The 18,598-nt window shown below is 40.6% G+C and carries 14 protein-coding genes and 1 pseudogene; 6 read left to right on the top strand and 9 right to left on the bottom strand.

Going from position 1 to position 18,598, the window contains the following annotated elements; all coding sequences use genetic code 11:
* Positions 1-75 precede the first annotated feature (75 nt).
* The 3 genes from D7V20_RS14785 (at position 76) to D7V20_RS20180 (ending at position 2,051) form a co-directional block, all read left to right on the top strand.
* On the top strand, positions 76-978 hold the full coding sequence (locus D7V20_RS14785) for a WYL domain-containing protein (protein WP_016165492.1): 903 nt from the start codon (positions 76-78) through the stop codon (positions 976-978).
* A gap of 6 nt (positions 979-984) precedes the next feature.
* Complete coding sequence (locus tag D7V20_RS14780; RefSeq protein WP_016165493.1) at positions 985-1,773, top strand: hypothetical protein; 789 nt, start codon at positions 985-987, stop codon at positions 1,771-1,773.
* Positions 1,774-1,856: 83 nt separating this feature from the next.
* A complete protein-coding gene (locus D7V20_RS20180) occupies positions 1,857-2,051 on the top strand; it encodes a hypothetical protein (RefSeq protein WP_228130595.1) in 195 nt (64 codons plus the stop codon).
* Positions 2,052-2,218: 167 nt separating this feature from the next.
* Here the strand turns inward: D7V20_RS20180 and D7V20_RS14775 are convergent, their stop codons facing one another.
* The 7 genes and pseudogenes from D7V20_RS14775 to D7V20_RS14745 form a co-directional block, all read right to left on the bottom strand.
* Positions 2,219-2,986, bottom strand: coding sequence for a hypothetical protein (locus D7V20_RS14775; protein WP_016165495.1), 768 nt, complete (start codon positions 2,984-2,986; stop codon positions 2,219-2,221).
* A 13-nt stretch (positions 2,987-2,999) separates the two neighbouring features.
* Positions 3,000-3,095, bottom strand: coding sequence for a TIGR02391 family protein (locus D7V20_RS20175; protein WP_228130596.1), 96 nt, complete (start codon positions 3,093-3,095; stop codon positions 3,000-3,002).
* A 3-nt stretch (positions 3,096-3,098) separates the two neighbouring features.
* Positions 3,099-3,200: pseudogene (locus tag D7V20_RS20325) on the bottom strand (TIGR02391 family protein); the annotation flags it as partial.
* Positions 3,201-3,413: 213 nt separating this feature from the next.
* The gene (locus D7V20_RS14765; RefSeq protein ID WP_104442400.1) at positions 3,414-8,570 is read right to left on the bottom strand and encodes a DUF4011 domain-containing protein; all 5,157 of its coding nucleotides are present in this window, start codon (positions 8,568-8,570) and stop codon (positions 3,414-3,416) included.
* 454 nt (positions 8,571-9,024) lie between these two features.
* Complete coding sequence (locus tag D7V20_RS14755; RefSeq protein ID WP_039047813.1) at positions 9,025-12,222, bottom strand: tyrosine-type recombinase/integrase; 3,198 nt, start codon at positions 12,220-12,222, stop codon at positions 9,025-9,027.
* A 4-nt stretch (positions 12,223-12,226) separates the two neighbouring features.
* Positions 12,227-14,566 carry a hypothetical protein gene (locus D7V20_RS14750; RefSeq protein ID WP_039047812.1) on the bottom strand — a complete coding sequence of 780 codons (2,340 nt, stop codon included), beginning with the start codon at positions 14,564-14,566 and terminating at the stop codon, positions 12,227-12,229.
* A gap of 12 nt (positions 14,567-14,578) precedes the next feature.
* Positions 14,579-15,043 carry a hypothetical protein gene (locus D7V20_RS14745; RefSeq protein WP_235831650.1) on the bottom strand — a complete coding sequence of 155 codons (465 nt, stop codon included), beginning with the start codon at positions 15,041-15,043 and terminating at the stop codon, positions 14,579-14,581.
* Between the two features lie 274 nt (positions 15,044-15,317).
* Here D7V20_RS14745 and D7V20_RS14740 point away from each other — a divergent pair, with 274 nt between their 5' ends.
* The 3 genes from D7V20_RS14740 (at position 15,318) to D7V20_RS14725 (ending at position 16,701) form a co-directional block, all read left to right on the top strand.
* Positions 15,318-15,485 (top strand): YhfG family protein, encoded by a 168-nt coding sequence (locus D7V20_RS14740; RefSeq protein ID WP_002125865.1) that lies wholly within the window; start codon positions 15,318-15,320, stop codon positions 15,483-15,485.
* A gap of 12 nt (positions 15,486-15,497) precedes the next feature.
* Entirely contained in the window at positions 15,498-16,094 is a 597-nt protein-coding gene (locus D7V20_RS14735) for a putative adenosine monophosphate-protein transferase Fic (RefSeq protein WP_004826955.1), read from the top strand.
* A gap of 349 nt (positions 16,095-16,443) precedes the next feature.
* Entirely contained in the window at positions 16,444-16,701 is a 258-nt protein-coding gene (locus D7V20_RS14725) for a hypothetical protein (RefSeq protein ID WP_004726728.1), read from the top strand.
* Between the two features lie 432 nt (positions 16,702-17,133).
* Here D7V20_RS14725 and D7V20_RS14720 read toward each other — a convergent pair whose 3' ends face one another.
* Both D7V20_RS14720 and D7V20_RS14715 read right to left on the bottom strand, forming a co-directional pair.
* Complete coding sequence (locus D7V20_RS14720; RefSeq protein WP_120384914.1) at positions 17,134-17,889, bottom strand: SDR family oxidoreductase; 756 nt, start codon at positions 17,887-17,889, stop codon at positions 17,134-17,136.
* Positions 17,890-18,175: 286 nt separating this feature from the next.
* The coding region (locus D7V20_RS14715) for a Tn7-like element transposition protein TnsE (protein ID WP_235831649.1) at positions 18,176-18,598 on the bottom strand (423 nt) is incomplete at its 5' end.

Genomic DNA, 18,598 nt, shown 5'->3' with positions numbered 1-18,598 from the left:
AGACGACCGAAGGATGATCGCGTATAGTTAATGTACGACTATTTTTTATATCCGTCTACTTATTAGGCGCAAATAATGCAAGAGCCTCCTGTAACTGCCGCCGATCCCGCTGAGCCCAAAGGGCTAAGCTGGGGGTTAGAGAGCAGACTTCAATTCATCGATTTCCGTTTGCGCTGGGAGCGGCGCATCAATCGAATGGATCTCACCGAGCACTTCGGCATATCGATTCCCCAGGCCTCACTGGACATTGCCAAGTACACGGAGTTAGCGCCGAACAACCTGATTTATGACCGCAGTTCCAAGACTTACACGGCAGCACCGAGTTTTCACCCGCTTTACCAGCGAAGTTCGGTGCAACACTATCTAGCGGAGCTGCTGGCCACCAAGATGGGCGTCATCGAACCAGCGTCCAGCTTTATTGGCTCAGCGCCTGAGGCAGATTGGGCACCGTCCCCTTGGCGCACCATCAATGAACAAACCGTCGAAGCAGTGGTCCGGGCAATTCGGCAGCAGGAAGCCATTTGGGTGAGCTACCAGTCCATGACGTCCTTGGACGAATCGGTTCGTCTGCTGTCGCCGCACGCTCTGGGCAACGACGGTTTTCGCTGGCACATGCGCGCGTTTTGCCATAAGCGCCAGCGCTTCAGCGATTTCGTCCTCGCCCGAATCCTGCGCATCGATGGCTTCGAGGCGAGCCAAGTGGACGCCAGCCAGGATTCGCATTGGCAAACTGTATTGACGCTGGTGCTTGCACCGCATCCCGATTTACCCGCTGCCAAGAAACGAGTCCTGGAGTTGGACTATGGAATGGAGGGTGGACAGGTCAAACTTCCATGCCGCCAAGCGTTTCTGTACTACACACTGAGGCGTTTGGGCTTGCATACCAAGGAAGCACCCGACCCCCTCGCGCAGCAGATCACTTTGAAAAACCGCGATGAAATTCAACCCTATATTGATGCCTTGTCGGCCCAAAGCTAAGCACCTATGACGAATATTTTTGAACTGGTCAAAGACCCCTACGAGCGCAAGGCGCGCGTAATTCCAGGACTTCTTGTAGCTTTGCCGCTGCTCGTTCCCTTGTTGTGTGTCTACGGCGCAAAGCACCCGGTACTTACAGGCGTGATTGGACTGCTGGGTGGCTGCGGTGCCATTTATGCACTCGCAAGCGTAGCCCGTGGGCGGGGAAAAAAGTTGGAAGAATCCCTAGTGAAAAAATGGGGCGGAATGCCAACAACCATAGCCCTGCGCCATCGCGACAAATTTCTGGATAGCGTCAGCAAGCAGCGATATCACACCGCGATTACAGCTAAGCTGGGTATTGCCATGCCGAACGCAGAGGAGGAATCAGCAGATCAGGACAAGGCGGACGATACCTACATTGGGGCAACCAAGCGACTTCGTGAACTCACCCGTTCCAACAAGCAGCTCCTACTCAAAGAGAATATTGCATACGGATTCCATCGCAATATGTTAGCGATGAAACCTGTTGGCATTTTGTCGTGCCTCTTGGGTATCCTTTATGGATTGCTGATTGCAAAAATCTTGCAGGTTGCGCCTCCACATTTTGACCCTGTGCATTTTGCTGATCCGGGGCTGGCTGCTGGCCTAACGCTGCTCATTTCGCTGGCGTTACTGGCCGCTTGGCTACTGTATTTCGATCAGAGCGCAGTCAGGCGGATGGGGTTCGTCTATGCAGAACGCCTATTCGAGTGCTTGCCGTCTTTGCCTTCTTCGGCTCCGCGGAAAAGAGCACCAAAACCGACGACGGACTGAGAACTGTCCAACAAGCAAACAGGCGCCTGGCTCCGTTGTAGTGTTTGCCCGCAAGGTGACTCCGGCAATACGCGGTGCCGGGTATGGGTTTTCAGGTCGGCAATCCAGCGATGCGCCACCCACACGTCTTCTTCGGGGTGGTTGTTGTCCACGCAGTTGCAGTATTTGTAGCTAACGTGCGCATCAGTGTGCGACAGCAGGATGCGCGCCATCGTCATGTGGAAGCGATGGGCTTGGAGATCGGCTGGGCCTTTGGGGCGCGGCAAGGTCAGCCCTAAGCAGCGCTGGTCATTGAATTCACTCCAGTCGGGGCCAACGACTTGTCCCGCGCGTTCCAGCATCTTGCGCGACTGTTAGTTCTTTCCATTGACCAAGGCAACGGCGACCGTACCCTTCGGGTACTCTAGCTTCTCCGCGAGCAGGTTCATCCAGCGCACCAGCTTGTTCAGCGTCTCATCGTTGGCAATTGCGCGTAGAGGTGGTACAGCAGGTCGTGGAGATAGATGTAGGTCTGCCGGCGTCCTTGCTCGTGGCTCCGCGTGGTTGTGGTCAGTACCCGCTGTGCCCACTCAGGCGTGAGTTCGTCCAGCATCATCTCCGTGATGTCGATGGAGATCAACGGAAATCCGAGCGACTTCCCGATCAGCGCCTTGCGGCCGTCGAAGGCGTGGCTGAGTTCGATTTCAACGCCGCCAAGCACCATCGGCTCGACCTGAACCGGCGGCCCGAGCACGGCAACGTCGAGCCGGAATTTGCTGCCGAATGGCGTCTCCAGAGGATGCTCGGTTGCCACCCGGTCGGCACCCAGCAACAAGTTGCCTTCCAGCGCATAGTCCGACGCATCCGTATCTTTGAACGCCCACGGCATCGCAAGCCCGGCATTCAAGCGTCGGGAGAGTTCGGCAGCGACAAGTTCTTTCGCCTGTCGGTGTTCGGGGCTTTCCTGCACAGCGCGCCACCGGCTGGCTTCTTCATCGTCGAAGTGCGCTTTCGGATTAAAGGTGTGTTGGGCAGGAAGCACGCGGAAGTGGGATCTCCGACGCAACTTCCCGCTCTCAAAGGAGGGGCTGACCCATGTCACCATCTGCCGTGATGCGCCGGGAGACACCAGGGGCCACAGCTTGCGTGCATGTTCCCGGCTGCGAACGTCACGCGCGGCAATCGTAGTCTGGAAAATCCCTTTCCGAGAGAAGACTACGATCGCCTCGTCCATTCTTGTCTTTCCCTTATGGCGATACGGCCGCTAATTTCGTGGTGCCATCCAGCTTGCGGTGAATCAGCGATACCAGCGTCAGGATGTCCAGTGAATCCTGTTCGGACATGGGCTAATTCGCCTTGGGCGCATGAGTCAGCGGATTGCGCACGGCGCCGAACAGGCCGATCAGCAGGTTGGCAAAGCCTTTTTGCTCGCTCTTCTCGGACTCGGTGGTGAGCGGTCCCTAGGATGAATAAAGCGCCAAACGGCGCTTTATTCATTATCAAAATGCACTTAATCTGATGACCCTTAAAAATGCCTGTTCATTGATCTGACTTTTCCCCGTCACATATAGTTCATAGAATTTACGACTCGCATGGACCATGCAACCCAAGTCAATGAGTTGATTTAAAGCATGCTTTTCATCCCTAAGGTTTCAGACAATTTAAGCAACCTGTTGATTAATTTTGATCTCATCCAATTCTTTTACCAATTTAGCTAAGTTCTGCTCTGGATCCAGCCACCAATCAACTGTCCACACTGATAATACCTGCCAGCCTAACCCATTTAATACTGTTGGTCTGAGCTGATCACGGTCTCTTGCTGTAGCTGCTTTAGCGTAGTTTTCACCATCTACTATAATACCTGCAAGATAACTACCTGAATTCAAATTATCCTTAATTGCTATATCTACACAACTATCTCCCTGACCTATACCAAGGTCCACACTCCAGCCTTGTTCTTGCAACTTAGTTTGTAGGTACTGTAGGAATTCTTTTTTAGCCTGCTGTTTACTTTGGTCAGCATAATTTAAATGCAACTGACCACTACGAGCAAAAACTAAGAAGTCTTTTAAATCCCTTACACCCTCACTATTAGTGCGTGCCAAATTAATTTCTTCAGGACTCAAAGCAGAGAAAACATGTAATCCTTGACGAGCGCGAGTAATTGCTACATTTAGACGGCGCTGACCACCTTGACGATTAAGCGCGCCAAAGTTCATAGATAATCGACCATCACGGTCTTCTGCGTAAGTAATTGAGAAAACGATAATATCACGTTCATCTCCTTGCACATTTTCTAAATTCTTAACAAATAAAGGTTCAATGCCTGACTTACTCAATGTCTCTAACTCAGGGTGATTAGCCAATTCATTATCCAGCAAATCTTCAATCAACTTCTGCTGAGTCATATTGAAAGTGACCACACCTAAAGTCAAAGGATTCTCTTGCCCTAACTGTGACTGTAAATGCTGAATAATAAATTCAACAATTGCCTTTGCTTCATTACTATTGGTACGTGTATCACCTTTGTCGTATACACCCTCAACCACATGTAGTTTTACAGCTGTATCCTTAGCAACAGGTGCAGGGAAAGTAAATAAACCACCTTTGTAGTATTTCTGATTACTAAATTGAATGAGACTTTCATAACGACTACGGTAATGCCAATTCAAAGCTAATTCTGGTAACTGAGCAGCAAGACATTCATCCAAAATACTCTCCAGATCTTCAGTCACCTCCTCATCAACCTCTTCTTCAGAATCGCCTTTACCGAAGAAACTGGTTGGTGGCATTTGTTTATTGTCACCCACCACGATTGACTGTTTACCTCTCGCTAATGCACCAATTGCATCCCATACAGGAATCTGTGATGCTTCATCAAAAATTACTACATCAAATTTTGCTTCTGTGTCCAGATATTGGGCAACTGATAATGGACTCATTAATAAACATGGTTTCAAGCCAACTAAAACATCAGGAATTTGACGCATCAACTCTCGTACAGGAATATGACGGCGTTTCTTACCCAACTCTTTGTTAAGAACAGTCCATTGCCCTTTGTAGTGGTTTTGTTCTATAAAAATATTATTCCAACGGTGAATAATTTCCTGACTTGCAGAAAGTTGGTGTTCTTTATCCTGCTGGGCAAAGGACATTATTTTCTGTTCATGTTGTTGGCTGTTAAATTGGTTTAACTCTGGATGCTGACTAAATTGATGCGTAATCCAGTGTCTCGCTAAATTAATATTCAGGCGTTTTAGGGCATCATCCACATTCAATGGGGCATTCAAAAGCTCAAATGCCAATGGTTTTAACCCATGTTGAATCAACTGGCTCTTTATAGCCTGCCAATTTAACCAATGTCTCCAAGATGAACTGTGTTGCTGCAACTGCTGTTGTCTTTCGATAATTTTATTAAAATCAATATCTGAATATGAGGTAATCGCAGTATCACTCTTCAGGACATGATCATTCAGCAATTGCCTAAACGTATTCTCCACCTGAGCGATATTCTGTGTCAGCTCATCCAAAGTATGATTTTTACTAAACTCTACAGCTTTTAATAAAGTTGCTTGATCAGTAATTGACAACGCAACTATCTGCTTAATTTCTTGCCACTGATTGTGAATAGCTTCAAAACTTTGCCATGCGCTATCTTCACCCTGCCAATAAGAACCAAGCTTACTCGCTAACAGTTTTTCACATTCAGTAAATTGTAATTGTTGGCTTTGGATATGCTGCAAGATTGGTAAGTCATGGGCAACTGCCAAAGCTGTTGGGCGTTGAGTTGAGTCTTGATAAGTTTTGACTAAGTTTCTCAGCTGGAATTTAGCAAACCATGAAAATGGGAACATTTTTGATTCTGCTTCACGCCATTTAAAGCCAATTTGACTTAAATCTGCTTGATAAATTTGAGATTGGTATTTCCCTACTAATGAAGAACGCTGTTGCTTAAGATCTTGCGTTAAGTGTTTTGTCTGGGTAATGGTTTTTAAATCGATATCTTTAATCGCATTTAAGAGTTTTAAGTCTGTTTGCTGAACCAGATTAGATATTGCTTTAAAAATCGCAACATCCTGATTAACCTGACTCAGATTCTGCTTTTCACTGAATCCAAAAACCTGTTGCCAAGCAGAAATAGACTTTTGTAATTGTTGTATCTGACCTACAAGTTGGTCCTGTAATAGTTGATATTGCTCCTGCCATGCCAGATTCCAGATAGGTTCGGACAAGCCCTCCGCAAATCCATCCAATACGTCTTTAGCATTTTCATTTACTAGCTGACGCAAGCTTACTGCTTGTGTCACCGTCTTATTCAGCAACTCACGCTTTTCTGATGTTAGTGTTGAAATTTCAATCTCAGGAAAACGTAGATGTGGTGTATCCCGATAACAAAGTTCATCACTCATTGCGGCATACAGACTCCAACCGATCGCATGTACGGTATGGAGATTATTTACATGCTGATTCAGTTCATCACGAGACTGGATTAATTTGTCCGACAACTTTTGCCATTCTGTTGTCTTTAGCTGAGCACTTAGAAAATATGGGTCATTGTTCTTCTGTGCTCTTTCCCGCAGTTGATCCAAAACCTGCATTTTCTGCGCTTTGGAAGAATGTAACTGCAAGCACAACTCACTCAAGCCAATCTGTGTCAAACGACGATAGACAACCTCTAAAGCTGCCATCTTTTCAGAAACGAACAACACAGATTTACCATCTGCTAGACACTGTGAAATCATATTTGTAATGGTCTGGGACTTACCTGTCCCAGGAGGGCCAGAAAGTACAAAAGTACGTCCTAATGCGGCGGACATAACTGCTGCTAACTGTGACGAGTCAGATGATAACGGTGTAAATAATTGTTGAGGTTGATATCGTTGGTCTAGTTGAGCGGGTTGCGGAAAATCATCCTGTTTAATGAATGGTTCTCGTGGTGATTCAATCAGATGATTTACTACAGATTGATTTTTAAGTTGATCCATTCGTGTAGACAAATCAAGCCACATTAAATATTTTGAAAATGAGAACTGACCAATGGCAGCCTCAGCTTTAACTTCCCATCCTGGTATATTCACAATAGCCTTACGCACAATATGTAAGACTTGGTTAACATCTATCCCAGAATCATCTGCCGGCAAAGGGTTTAAACCCGAAATATCTAGTTCAAAATCCTGTCTTAATAATTGTAATAAAGTTGAATTAAAGCGAGGCTCATCATCATACATATACAGGCGATAACCTGTTTTAGCGGTCTCGCGGGTGATCTGCACAGGAATAAGTAGTAGTGGCGCTTTAAAAGTGCGTTTTGAACGCTCTGACTCTTTCCATTCCAGAAAGCCAATAGCAAGAAATAGTGTATTCGCTCCTCCCTCTTCTAAAGCAGTACGTGAGGCACGGTAAACCTCAATTAGGCGCTTTTCCAGTAAGGGTGTATCAAGTGGACTAAACAATAGTTTTCTGGACAGGCTATCATCAACATATTGATTGATATGTTGGCTTTCATTGTCACGCTGGACATCTTTTAGCGAGATGCTATCAATCCCCTTAAATAAGAAACCCTCTTGGTTCGCCAATGCATCTTCAAGTTTCCCCAGTGTTAACTCAGAACATTGTAAGGGTATGCTGTAACGATTGTCCTTAAAGTTTAAGAGCTTGTTACGGAGACTTAGATCAAGCAAACGGCGCAACCAGCGGTCAACCCGCGTGGCTTTACTTTCTACAGGACGTTCAACATCATATACAGGAATAGATGCAGGCGCCCATTCAATTTCTGTTTCATCCAGATGATTTTTCTTATCCTGATATGAGGAAATTGGTTTAATGCCACGCAACCGGGACTGGCGAACATCAATCGCAAGATAGAACTTATGCTGGCGGGATTCATCTTTAATGTACTGTTTTGCTGTTTCAAGTGCGGATGCAAACTTTACTTGTTGTGTGAGCAGCGTTGTTTCTATAAAAACAACTTCACCCAAATCATAACGCTTTCTTAATGCTTGAATATCATCAATGATCAAGTCAACATTTGGCGTCTCATTTAACCAAACCCCAAGATACGAATGTCCTTCTTCAATAATAAGTAAAGTATCTAAGCCTATTTGTTCAGCCAAGGCACTTAAAAGTATTGTCGTGTCTAAACAACATGCTAACTTCTCGTCAAAAATCTGCTTTGCCAAACGTATTCTTTGGCCCGATTTAACAAAGCTTGCTGGGTTAACAATATAATGAATATCTTGTTGTAATAAAGACTCCCATAAGGCATTCAGTTGAGATAGCACAGAATCTCTATCTCGCTCTTGATAACCACTTAATGAACCTAGTTCTTTTGCTTTTAAAATTTCACTGGCCTTAACCAAAATTGGGCTGAGTGCTGAAGCATTGGGTTGTGAAAAACTCGCCAATAATTCTATGGGTTGGCGTTCCCCACCCCAAGTATCAATGGTTAATAAATCAATCTCTGCCCGCTGCTCTGCCAGTATCTCTTCCTTTTCATTCAACCAAAGGATTTCAATACTGCCTTTAAGATTCTCAGGTAACTCCTGCAATAGTTTGATATCAAAAACTAATTTTGGCTTATCAAGAGCCAAGAATTGATTGCCTTCCAAGTTCGCAATATTGATAGTGTGTTCTTTGAAATAATCAGGATTAGAACGAATAACGATTCGAGAACCAGAAATCGTTTCAGTTGAAGAGATTAGGATTTGTCGAATCAGAGGAACTGAATTTTGCTGTAAAACAAAATTCAAAGCTGAAGCACAATCAACCTGCAATGAATATTTTGGATCAAGTTGTTGGTTATTTTCATCTTCTAGCATTATTATCCCCTTTGCAATTTAATCAAACCGAATTAATGGCATGCTTAAAATGCTAAAATCACAATTTTAAATAGTTGATATCTTGTTTTAAAATTATACGAATAACAATAGTTCTCTTACACAAATCATTTCTTTCTCAATTCTATATTGTAAATTCCAACAATTAAAAGAAATCCCATACGCAGTCTTTTACCTCGATTTCGGTAACGCTCGGCTTTGTTGCCCAAAGATTTGAAGATTAAATTTGCCCAAGCTGCCTCAGAATAAGCTTAATTTGATCCCTGTTTATCTTGTGGTTGAGCTTACCCTATCGATATGTTTCCTCGATTGATCAAGGATTTATTGTAAGAGCACCAATTCGTTGTACGGTAGACTTAAGGTATAGGCTTGAGCAAAAAAGCCGTTTACTTATGACCAAAGAAATTTTTAAACAATACCTTTTAGTTAGCTTAGGCTATTTAATCCAAAGCTCATCTTCCTGCATGATTTTTAACATTAGATTAAATAAAACCAGAACTGTCACATTTTTATTAGAGTCTATTCTTTGAAAACTGAATTGAACTCTTCGCTCAGGTGCATTCATATTAACTGGATAATTTTGTATACCTAAATTTAGCTCTTCTCCTAATATTGGCTTCATTCCAGCAATAAAACTTCTAATTCGTTGCTCATCGTCTTGATCTCGACATACAAAATGCAAAAAATTCTTACGTAACTTACCAAAGTGTAATAATATTTTTAGAGCATCAATCTTGTTCTTTCTTTGATATATGTCAGGCCTATTCTCTTCTTGATCGTACAAATCAAGGAAGGTATTGCGTTCATTAGAACGAGACAATTTCCTGGCTTTATTGTGAAGATCCTCAAACCAACCTTCATCTATAATCTCTCCCTCAATATTTTCAACTTTTAAGTTAAATTTTTGGGGGCTCATCCATTTAGTGCACATCAATTGACATCGCTGCAGCCATACTTGAGCTTGGGGATCTTTGCTACGGGCATCTCTAAAATTTATCAAACGTTGATAAGGTGTCAGAGTACTATTCTCGATACTAAACTTCTTCTCTTGTTGGCCAACCATTGTGAATGGCTGTGTTTGCTGATGATAAGAATCAAACCATTTCTGCTGCTGAGTATAACGATTTAAGTTTATGTACTCTGTACTTGACTTCACTGGACCAAAACACTGTTCTAATACTTTTTTTGAAATGATACACGGCAAATTATAAATTCGATCGACTGCTAATAAATCCAAAACATGAAGGTAATTTGAAGCCGTCTGTTCAATACTGCTATGCCCGATCCATGCTGCAAGCACCTGCCACTTATGTTGGATGATTTCTTCATCAGCCCGTGCTTTTACACCGAACAATAAATCCCGCATCTTTTTTGCTTTTCCCCAACCGCAATCAGTATACGTATGGACCATTTCTTTTGACCCAAGCAACGTTATTGCGAGATAGTTCGCTGCACTATGACGCAGTGTGTGAAAACTAAATCCATGGTGTATACCTAATATTCGATTAAACAAATCTACTGTAATTTTACTAATACAATGATCAGTTAATACACGTTGATTCACACTAAAAAGTAGGTCATCTTGATAATCAGTCATATACTGCTTATATCGATGTTGGATGTAATGTTGTACTACTAAAAATTCATGATCTGACAAGGCAATTTTCAAGGGTATTTGACGATTTGCGCTTTGCGACTTCAAACGTCGATATGAATTGTCTCGGATATGAAGCGTTATATTATTAAAAATTGAACTTTTACCATCCTTAAAGAGTAATTCTGGGCAGATAACATCTTGTATTTTAAGACAACGGACTTCATTTAATCGAAGTCCAGTTCTATAACTCAATAAATACATCAACTTTAAACAACTTAGATGATCCCCCCATTCTGATGCCGTAGGTTCTTGGCTTAAGCTTTCTAATTGTTCCAGCAGCTTGCCAAATAACGAAGGACTCACTAAGCGTGCATTGCAAATTTGTAAATGTTTAAAATTTGAATTCTGTAATACCAATACCTCTGGCGCATCATAGTGCTCTTGGCAAAATTTATGAAAATCTTTCAGACGCCCAAAACGGTATTGTGCGGTTTGATGCATTTTCTTAGAGGTTTTTCCTTTCACTGATTCACGTTGAGTTGCTTTTTCATCACGCTCACTACTGTAGTTCAAGAGCTGCCGATACAAATCTTCATAATCATCACTAGATTGTTGCTTTAAATCTAATTTATTGAGCCAAATTTCAAATATAAATTCTTTACCAAAAGATCCTAAATAGCTTTCAATGGTTGATAATTGAAGTCCTTTATTTTTCAAATGTAATAACCATTGAATTAAGCGTAGTTGCGCCTCGATTAAAAATAGTTCATCAGTATTAGCATCATGCATCTTCTGCTCTAGAGCACTCTGGGTTTCTTTCCAATGACGAATCGTACGCTCTTCTCTGTTCTTCTTTTTATCTAAACGTTCAACTTTTTTAGCTCTACTCTTTTTTTGATCAAACAACATCAACTCGTACGGAATCGTTTGTAATTTACGATGAACTGTAGGAACTTCAATATGTAACTGCTCTTGCTCAAATTGAATAGTTTGATTGACTGGTTCAACGACTTGATCACGCTTGTGACTCCACAGCAAGCTTGATTCAGATGGTCTTAAAGAAACAGTATGAATCTCTTGTTGTAGTACATTACTCAAAAAAACATCTAAACTAAGTTTGGGATTAAATTCAAGTACCATCTGCACATCATTAAATGCACGAAATCCACGGCGTTTAATTTGATATTTTAGATCGCTCAAACTTTTTTTCGAACCAATTTTGCTTAGGCTTTCCAAAATACAGGCTTGTATAGATACTTGCAGACGATATACTTTATGAGTCTCTTTCAATTTTTTCAAATATTGCAAAATTAACTGAGCATATGGATTTAAAAAGACATGCCTCCACTGGTATAACTTTCTCTGTTCTACGTCATTACCATATTGGGAGTTTTCAACACGATAATGCAATAACAATGGATTCGTGATCCTTTTGTAGCCGGAATGATATAAATGTAAACAATTCAAATCTGTATCAAGTTCTATGGCATCCTGCAATTGCTTCTGGATGGCAATCAGATGCTGTTCGTCTGAACAGCCTGAAATATAGATCAAACTTAAGCATAAATTCCCCCATAAACTTTGAGAATCATCCCAATATTCAAGTGATTCTTTCCAATATTGTTTCAACTCATTAAGTACCTGAGCATGTAACTGCCCCTGTTTTAACCGGGACTCCGTACTTTCAATTTTTCGAGGAAGCACAATACGCTTTGTATTTGGAATTAGCTTTATTTTGTATGGTTTTCCATTTAGCTGTGTAAGGTTGAATTGCTTCCTTCTTTTCTTAAATTCATTTTCAGTAAATTGCATCAGCTTGGATTGTTCAGCTCGGCTCAATTTACGACTCAAATATTCAACTCCATCTTTAAGATCATGCCATTTTTCCTTGACCTGCTGATCAATTTTTTGCTGCATATCTTGTGGCAGTACTTCAGGTGAAAAAGGCTGTCTATCTAGCCACTTCTGCACCAAATTCCCCATATCAACAAATAGTTTATCTAGTCGCGGTTTTATTAGTTCTTCAAATTCTTGCATACAACTATTTTCGCTCTAAGTGTTGAATTGATAGAGATTTAATATTCTCTAGAAGCTGCTGACGTACTTGTTGCACATATACATTCGGAATAACGGAAGAATGAGGATGAAACGCCTCGCGGTCGCGTTGGTCATGACCATAAAGGGCCTGAATTAAATTAAATGCTAATGATGGTTTACCCTCTTGCTGCTCATGCATCAAAAAATTCATATCAAAATGGCGTAACCAATTTGAATACATATTTCTGGGAAAAATCTCTCGCATATAGGCATTTACCCAGCTCCTTGATAACGGGATTAACTTAATTTTTTTACTCTGCCACTCTTTGACAGTCATCGGAAGGCTCTCGTTACTAACTAGGACCATTCCAAAAAGATCATTTATAGTAATTTTCTTCTTTACAAAGACTTGTCTAAAAAATAAACCGTATGCTTCAATAATTTGTTCTAAAAAAGTAGTGTAATTTTGCAATGCTTTGATGAAAAAATCAGATAATGGGATAAAGCGACCATCCTTTCTTGCCTTACTATTTTTCTTATCATTCACATATAAAAGCTTGAGTTCAAAACAGTAATCATCCAATTGACCCAACAGACTTTCTTTAGGTCGATTTGTTAAACACAACAAACTAACATGCCACATCCAGCAGGCATATGCATTCAGTTGATTAATGATATGTTTATGTTTTTGAATATTCTCTTCACAGTGCTTATGTAAGTAATTAAATTGCTCTTGTACGAAATTTGGTGCAAGTGCAAGTTGGCTCCCTATCCGACCTATAGATAAAGCAGATCTAATTTTAAATTTTTGTTGCAATATATTAAGTTCTGCTGTGTCTTCATCAAATTGAGCAGAATGCGGTGTAAGCACTGTTTCTAAATAGCAAAGATATGTAGTATCCAGTTGAGCCTTTGGAAGCCCGCCATAAAAAATACCGGGCATATGATGCTGACTATCCCGGCCCGCGATCACATGTGCAAGATATTCATTAAATGTTTCATAACATATATGAAAATATAATTGTGCTTGAAGTTTTTCAACGGTGATCGAACCTACAAACTGATTATCAAGCCATTTCTTAAGCTTGGTATTAATATAAGCTGAAGATATAGATGGATTATCTCCTTGCTCGATGTAGTCAAACCATGCCGCAGGTAGATGTAGTTGATGCGACATCTCTTCATTCCATCGCACATGATTAAGACGCTGTATTTTCTGCTCTGAAATTTTTAAATCTAAATTGAGTAAATATTCCCGTCGTTTTCGTGAACCTTTTTGGATCAAAATTCCATCTTGAATAAGCTCGTTAAAATTCATCAGTGCAACGGGTGATAATCCTGTCAACAGTGATAATAAACATGCAGCAGCTATTGCAGCATCTTTCCAGTTTCCAAATAATTCGGCTCTTAGTACATATACAACTTGCTTCAGTACGTCCGGCGCTAAATAATGAGGATTTGTAATAAATGGAGCATGCCGGCGTTGGCGATGACGCGTGTAATGCGCAACATAATCACTAATTATATGATTAAATTGTTTAGTCTTTTCATCTTCTGAATATAACTCTACTTCAGCGTCTGCAAGCTCAATTTCACCATCTTCATCTTTGTGAAGAGAGGCATCATGAAAACTGATTTTTGCGTTATATCCGACATCTTCTTGCTTACCTGATTTTATTTCACGAAATATTCTGACTTCGTTTTTAGTTGGCCATTGTAAAGCTTTCCGTTCTTTTGACTTACGTTGACGAAGAACAACACTACGATCATCTAGTCGTATAAATATGATCAATAGTGCCGATAAATATTCAATTACTTTTATTTCTTGAAAATCATTAATATTAAAAAGTTGATTACGATCCTCGTTTTTCAAGCTACGTTCGTACATGACATAACGATTTAATAGCTTACTGCATTCTTCAAATAATTCAGCATTACTAGAATGCAGCACATATCGTGATACATAACGCAAGAGATCACAGACCTGTTTTTTCTTATTCTCACCTTTAGGAATTTTTGAAAAATCTTGGTAATGTCGATAAGTTAAAAAACTTGCTTGCAGAATCAGATAACGTTGAGACGTTAAATTTTGCGTATTACTAGTATCAGGAGATGCAAAATAACTTAAACAAGCTAGCAAATAATAATTACCAATTTGCCTCGTACTAGATATATAGCCGTATATCTGTTGCGCCTTCTCATATAGCGCATGAACTTTTTCATACAAATCATCTGATAGATCGAGAAATTGTGTATTCACAACTTCATCACGTAGCAGACAATAATCTTGTTGAAATTCTTCTGCTAACTCTAAAAATCGCTTTTCTCGTTCAGTCATTTGCATATTCATTTTCAATTAAATTTTTATCGAGTTGTATGTGTAAAATTCATTTAAATCCGCACAATTTGGTATGAGTTGATCTTTTATTGAATTTTTTGTCAGCTTAAAAAATCTAGCAAAAAATTTAGCATCCAGCTCTTTCTGAGCTTTTCTCTCAAAGCACAAGTGTTGCTGTGATTTTTCGATAAAATCATCAAGATTATGTATCAACTGTAAGATTGCAACATAATTAGAATGTACACGTAAGCATGGCTCCGTTTGCATTAATAGCAATATTTTTTGCCAAATTTTCACATAGATTATTTTGAACTTTGCTTGTACTACTACTTTCTGGCTCTGTTTAATCTTTTTGATTTTCAGTAGTTCTGAGTTAATTTTTACTATCTTAAATTGAACATTTTGTCGCTCAAAGCAAAAGGGCATGATAAATTGCCCCATAAATATCTCTATATTTTTTACTAAATAGTCAAATTTTAACATTTTTATCGATATAAAAAATGAGCATATCTTTGTATATTAAAATTCATTTAATTTATCAACTAAATTTTCTCAAAATTACAATTATCAACAAATACATATGGTTTACTTATCATGGGTGGTCTAAATTTTAAAAATTCTTCCACTTTTTTTTAGTTTTCTGTTATTACATGAAACAATACCGTTGTATTACATTTTGAAATGCTGTGTATGCAGCATTGATCAAAAAGATTCTCTGCTATACTTACTTCACGTGTAGCATCAATGGAGTTTCGAAATGCTCAGAACCACTGAACAGAAAAAAAAATATATTCAAGCGACACGTGCGCAAAACTATCAAGCCAGCCTAAAGCTTGAAGGCATTACAACGACAGCTCAAACAACTCAACAAAGTAAAGCTGAAATCTTGCAAAAATATAAGAAGTATTCGCAACCCGAAACTTAGTCAGGTGCATGTATGGATAAATATGGGGAAATGGGTGACAGCCTGTATTGTTACCCTGGCACAAATATCCTAAAGAACAAACTCAATATTCATGATGAACAAATTTTAGAACAAGCTGAACTAGAACTGTCTGGATTGGCAAGTAACTTAATTGAATATGCTGAACCACCTTACGACTTACAATACTTAAAATCAATTCATGCGCAGCTCTTTGGCGACTTATACGACTGGGCAGGAAAGTTAAGACAAATCGATATTTCCAAAGGTGACACCCGTTTTTGTAATTTTTCCCGTATTGAAATTGAAACCAATAAACTACTCAAAACGCTTCAAGAAAAAAAATACTTTCAAGGCTTAGCACCACAACAACTGATTCCTCAACTTGCCGACTTGTATTGTGAGCTTAATGTCATACACCCATTCCGTGAAGGTAATGGACGTACACAACGGATTTTCTTTGAGCATCTGATTGCTCATTGTGGTTATGGTATTGATTGGTCTCGCATTGACTCTCAACAACAATGGATTCAAGCCAATATTGAAGGTTTTTATGGTAATTTAAATCCATTAATTAAGATTTTTGAAATATGCTTTATTCAAAATACCTAAAATTTAAGTAGTCGAAGCCCACAATCCTTAATGAGCCATCATCTTTGCTTCAATCCACTGATTAATTTCCCAAATAAACCAACAATCACGATTCTTAGAAATCTTAATACTCTTCGGGTAATTTAGGATCGTAATATTCAGATTACTTATCCAGAATTGAATAGATCGTTAACTTAGATAGACTTTTAAGCAATGTAACTTGCCGCATGTTTATCAACATATGTCTCAAAAAAGTCTGCCCATACATAGATTTATGGCGTTTAGTGCTTAAATTTCAGATTAATCTTCGTCTGATGACCTGAATGGATGTTACAGATTACATGCAGGTGAATTACTCTGTGGCTGTATCATGGCTTTTGTGCAATCCAATCCATTTGATCCGAATGTTCTCTTTTGCAATAAAGCAGCCTCTTCTGCTTTTCCTGAACCAACGAACTATGTCATTGATTTGATTCAACCGACAACAGTGATGCTGAATCAAATCTCCAAAGAAGGGATTAAATGCAAGAAATGTGGTAAGAAAAAGATAGGGGATGGAAGTTATTATCCGTCTAATTGGAACCAGCCCATGAGTCGAGATCAGTTGAGTAAGAATCATTTTAAATGAATAAGAGAAGGATGGCTTACCTCACTTCTCCGAATAACAATGCTATGCTTTTCAACCAAGGTTATAAATTGGCAACTACATTTCATTCTTCTTCATGCTGGTCCTATAGCCTGTAGACAATTACTACATCATTTGCATTCAATGCTCAATACAGCCTGTCAGCAGAACCGCAGCGATACTTTTTTTCGTGCATACATGTAGTGTTTAAATCCATTCATTTTTCAATGATCCTCTGCCGTTTATCACATTTATGGTCGATCTTTAACCTTGTGAAAAATGCACATACCGATCCCTTCAAACTGTCAAATTTATGTATGCATGACATTTAAAGAAAATTATCTGATCAATTTTTTTAGGTAAAATTCATCAAGAAAAAAGTTATTATTATTCATAACATCACCAATAACCACATAAAAACAATAATTTAATAAATTATTCTTCCAATTTTTTTATATTTAGTGTTATTCGTTCAAACAGAGCCTCGCCTAAGCGTCGCGTATCGACTGAAACGCCCACAAGAACTTCATTCTGGCCTGCTTCAAGCTGAGCCATCGTTTCGGTAGCGAACTCTTCCGGTGTGACCATCATGCGGTTGGATGTTCCTTCACTGCGTGTACCGCCACCAAGACCAGTGTCGACGATAGGCGGAGCAATTTCTACGACCCGAACACCTGTCGATTTCAACTGATGACGAAGGCTGAGAGTGAAGGAGTGAATCGCTGCTTTTGTGGCGCAATAAACTGGAACATCCGCCATCGGTGAAAAGGCAAGGCCTGAACTGATATTAATAATGGCAGCCTGTTCCTGCTGCTTGAGGAGGGGCAATAACTCAATAATCAGATGGATGGGGGCAGTTAAATTAATAGCCACCTCTTGATCAAGCGATTCTCCAGCAGGATCGTGGTTAAAATCACGATGGTACTGAACACCCGCATTGTTGATGAGAATATTGAGATTAGGATGGTCGGTTTTTAGCCATTCGACCATTGATTGGCGACTCTCAGTATCGGTAACGTCGCAGACACGTGTGATTAAAGTTGGCACTGCTACCTGTGCCTTGCGTAGCGCTGCTTCGTTTCGCCCGCAGATAATAACGAGGTTTCCCCGATCAGAAAGTTGCTGTGCCAACGCAAAGCCAATACCAGTTGCACCGCCAGTGATAAGAATAGTATTTGATGTAAGGTTCATGGGCGAACACCTCTCAGTTACAAGTAGTTGAAGAAGGTGTGCCAACAAGAGGTTGGGATTCCCGCAGACACACCAAAAGCCCAGCAAAAAAGCTGGTTCTGGTGTCGCGGATACCCAAAAGAGGGAGAGTTGCCACCTTTGCGTAGGTAGTGACCGGGCTACCATCCGGTCTGCACTCTTTCGACATGAACGTTCTATCACACCTCATACAGATTGGCAATCATCTTGCTCATTATTCCATTTGCGTGAGGGTAGTGCGTTCTGCTCAGTAATCACACTGTTGATATTAATCCATGTCTCCACAAACCCTTTCAGCCCAACGAAGGATCGTCTCTTGGTCCAACAACGATTTGCTTTCGGATGGGGACTTTGGATGAGAAACGCGTTTAAATCCACTGCCGAATATCTTTTTAAGAAATTTGCTTGGCCAAACCAAGGAGCTTTTTAATAACCTAATTTCCAGTTCTCGGATTGTTCGTTCCCAATCAAACAACACATCCTGCTGTTTCAACAGCAGCGTTGATAACTTATTCTTGTTGTCGGAAGTATCCACTTCTATCAATGCAAACTCTTGACCATCCTTTTTAATTCGATGGAAAGCGAGGCAACGCGGGTTGCCATCATCAAGCAAGTGTTTGGAGTAACCATCAATAGTGGGAAGCTTTCGGATTTCCCTGTGGATATGGCGGCAACCAGACGTGCCAACCAA

The organism is Acinetobacter rongchengensis, assembly GCF_003611475.1.
GTDB lineage: Bacteria > Pseudomonadota > Gammaproteobacteria > Pseudomonadales > Moraxellaceae > Acinetobacter > Acinetobacter rongchengensis.
The sequence above is the reverse complement of the archived record's forward strand: the minus strand, read 5'-3'. Positions and strand labels throughout refer to the sequence as shown.